Origin of the sequence: Actinotalea ferrariae, assembly GCF_019733465.1 — a bacterium.
Classification (GTDB): domain Bacteria; phylum Actinomycetota; class Actinomycetes; order Actinomycetales; family Cellulomonadaceae; genus Actinotalea; species Actinotalea ferrariae_A.
Window position 1 is genome coordinate 1 of sequence record NZ_JACVQL010000342.1, and the last position, 3,013, is coordinate 3,013.

3 protein-coding genes and 1 pseudogene are annotated in these 3,013 nt (G+C 76.4%); all 4 read right to left on the bottom strand.

Features of this window, described 5'->3' with window-relative positions:
- Positions 1-506, bottom strand: a pseudogene (locus ICW40_RS19360) (DMT family transporter); the annotation flags it as partial.
- Positions 503-1,870 (bottom strand): winged helix-turn-helix domain-containing protein, encoded by a 1,368-nt coding sequence (locus ICW40_RS19365; RefSeq protein WP_221655621.1) that lies wholly within the window; start codon positions 1,868-1,870, stop codon positions 503-505. The pseudogene ICW40_RS19360 and the gene ICW40_RS19365, both read right to left, overlap by 4 nt.
- A 29-nt stretch (positions 1,871-1,899) precedes the next feature.
- The gene (gene hpf, locus ICW40_RS19370; RefSeq protein WP_221655622.1) at positions 1,900-2,541 is read right to left on the bottom strand and encodes a ribosome hibernation-promoting factor, HPF/YfiA family; all 642 of its coding nucleotides are present in this window, start codon (positions 2,539-2,541) and stop codon (positions 1,900-1,902) included.
- 149 nt (positions 2,542-2,690) lie between these two features.
- Positions 2,691-3,013: phosphoribosyltransferase family protein (locus ICW40_RS19375; RefSeq protein ID WP_260459476.1), on the bottom strand; the 323-nt coding region annotated here is incomplete at its 5' end.

Consider the following 3,013-nt stretch of genomic DNA (forward strand, 5'->3'; position numbering starts at 1 on the left):
GCGACCACGCGCGCCGTCGGCAGCCGCCGGCGGGCGACGGACGTCGCGACCGCGACCAGCACGGGTGCCGCGCCCAGGGCCACGAGCGTCGCGACGCTCACGGAGCTGAGGGCGATCGCGGCGAAGTAGCAGGCCTGGTAGCCCGCGAGGAGCGCCGCGACGACGACGAGCCGTCGGGCGACGGCCGGGTCCCTCAGCACGCCGAGCGACGGGAGCGCGCGTGCGGCGGCGAGCACCGTGACGAGCACGAGCCCGCCCGCACCCAGCCGGACCGCCGCCACGGCCGCCGGGGAGAGCCCCTCGTCCGTGAGCGCAGCGCCGGCCAGCCCGCCCGTGCCCCACAGGACCGCGCCGAGCACGACGAGGAGGAACGCCCGCGTCCCGGTCGCGGGCGGCAGCACGTCCGCCGGTCCGGCCTCCGGTCCGGCCGGCTGCCCGTCAGGGAGCGCGGCGGCGGGAACGCCCGGCGGGACGTCCGACGACCCGGCTGCCGGCGGTGGTGTCACGCGCCGACCACCCCGGCGAGCGGGCCGGCCAGGTCCCCCCGCGCGCCGTCGGCCACGCGGACGTCGTGCAGCCCCAGCCATCGCGCGAGCTCCTCGAGCTCGGCGACGAGCGCGGGCAGCGTCTCCCCCGGCGTGCCCGGCTCGAGGTGCGCGGCCTGCACACGCAGGACGCCCGAGCCCCGGTCCGCCTTGAGGTCCACCCGCGCCGCGAGCTGCTCGCCGAGGAGGAACGGCAGCACGTAGTACCCGTGCACGCGCTTGGCCTCGGGGACGTAGATCTCGATCCGGTAGCGCATGCCGAACAGCTCCTCGAGCCGTCGACGCTCGAACACCAGCGGGTCGAACGGGCTCAGCAGCGCGCGGCCCGACGCGCGGCGCGGCAGCGAGGCGTCGCGGTGCAGGTACGTCGGGCGCGCGTCCCACCCCGCCACGCGCACCGGCCGGAGGACGCCCTCCTCGACGAGCTCGGCGACGGCGACGCCGGCACGGGCCTGGTTGCGGAGGCGGAAGTAGTCGTCGAAGCAGCCCACGGTGCCGATCCCGTGCGCGCGGGCGCCGATCTCCACGAGGGCCCGCACCGCGTCCTCGAGCGACGGCTCCGGGGCGGCGAGGACGGCGGGTGGCAGGACGCGCTCGGTCAGGTCGTAGCAGCGCTCGAAGGCGGCGTTGCGCCGGGCCGCGGTGACCTCGCCCGTGAAGAAGAGGAACTCCAGGACGCGCTTGGCCATGGTCCAGTTCCAGCCCCAGCCGGTGATCACCCGTGGGTGCTCGGCCTCGTAGATCGCGTGCACCTCGCGCGCCGTCACGGGCCCGCGCTCGTGCACGAGCGCGCGGATCTCCTCGACGGCGCCCGACAGCTGCAGCGGCACCTCGCGGATGCTGCCCCAGGCGTGCTCGCGGTAGGCGCGCTGCCGCCAGCCGAGCAGCCGGTAGGTGGACGGCGGGACGAACGACGCCTCGTGCGCCCAGCACTCGACGAGCCGGCGCGGCGCCGTGCCGGCCGCCCGGTCGAGCAGGCCGACGTCGTAGGGGCCGAGCCGGGAGAACGTCGGCATCAGGTGGGCGCGCGCGAGCACGTTGACCGAGTCGATCTGGAGCAGGCCGAGCCGGTCCACGACCGACTGGAAGCCGCGCATCGTCACCGGACCCGAGGGTCGCGCGCGGTCGAGCCCCTGGGCGCGCAGCGCGATGCGGCGCGCCTGCGACAGGGACAGCTGCTCGACCGCGGGGGCCCGCCGGCCGCGGACCGCGGGGCGGTCGGTGGCCCCGGCGACGGCGGCGCCTGCTGCGACTCCTGCCGCGACTCCTGCTGTGGCTCCTGCTGTGGCTGCGGCGGCGGCGGGTCCGGGGCGCGAGGCGGGCATGGCGCCCATCCTCGCGCCCCCCACCGACATCAGACGGCCTGGGCCCCCACGTTCACCGGCGCGTCGAGCCGGATGACGCCGTAGCTCCAGCCCCGTCGTCGGTACGCGACCGACGGCAGGGCCGTCTCGGCGTCGATGAAGAGGTAGAAGTCGTGGCCGACCATCTCCATCTCGTACAGCGCGTCGTCGAGCGTCATCGGCTGCGCCTGGTGGAGCTTCTCCCGGATCACGACGGGTGAGTCGCCCCAGGTGGACTCGACGGCGTCGCCGCCCGGGACCGCGGGCGCGGGCTCGCCGTCGAGCCCCTCGTCGGACGGCGCTGGCTCCACGGGCCGGACGTCGACCGGCACCGGCGGGGTGTCCTTGTGGTGGTCCTTGCGGCGGTCGCGGGCACGCCGCAGGCGCTCGATCAGCTTCGTCGTCGCCGCGTCGAGCGCTGCGTACGGGTCGTCCGCGCTCGCCTCGGCGCGCACCACGGGTCCCTTGCCGCGCACCGTGAGCTCCACCCGCTCCGAGATCTCGGACAGGCGCGGGTTCTTCTCGTGGGTGACCTCCACGTCCACGCGCATCGCGCGGGGCGCGAGCTGCGTGACCTTCGCGAGCTTGTCCTCGACGTGGCGGCGGAAACGCTCGGGCACCTCGACGTGGCGTCCGACGACGACGATCTCCATGGCTGACCTCCTGGGACGGGGCGGCGCAGCGCCGCCCGGCGAACTGCTGGGACGCCCTCATCGGGCGGACGGCGCGCACCACCTCCCGTGCTCGAGGAGGGGCTGAGTCAGGTCCGGAGCGGCGTGCGGCCGACGGCGCCCGAGGCGGCTCAGCCCCGTGGGGCGAGGGTTCGGGCAGGCCGTCGACGGCTCCATGCACCGACGTTAGCCGCACCCGGCGAGTTCGGAGAACCGGACCGGCCCGTGGTCTCACCATCTCGCCCGGCGGACGTCCGATCCGTCCCGACCTGCGTGGTCTGCGGCGTCGCGGCGACGACCACGGCGCCGAGCACGAGCGCCCCGTGGGCCGCGAGCGCGGCGGAGCACGCGGCGAGGGTCGCGCCCGTCGTCAGGACGTCGTCGACGAGGAGCACCGGCGCGCCGAGCACGTCCGCGCCGCGCCGCACGCGCACCGAGCCGGCGGTGTTGGCGC

Coding starts and splice junctions, on each gene's coding strand:
- hpf (WP_221655622.1), bottom strand. CDS start 2,541: ATGGAGATCGTCGTCGTCGGACGCCACGTCGAGGTGCCCGAGCGTTTC.
- ICW40_RS19365 (WP_221655621.1), bottom strand. CDS start 1,870: ATGCCCGCCTCGCGCCCCGGACCCGCCGCCGCCGCAGCCACAGCAGGA.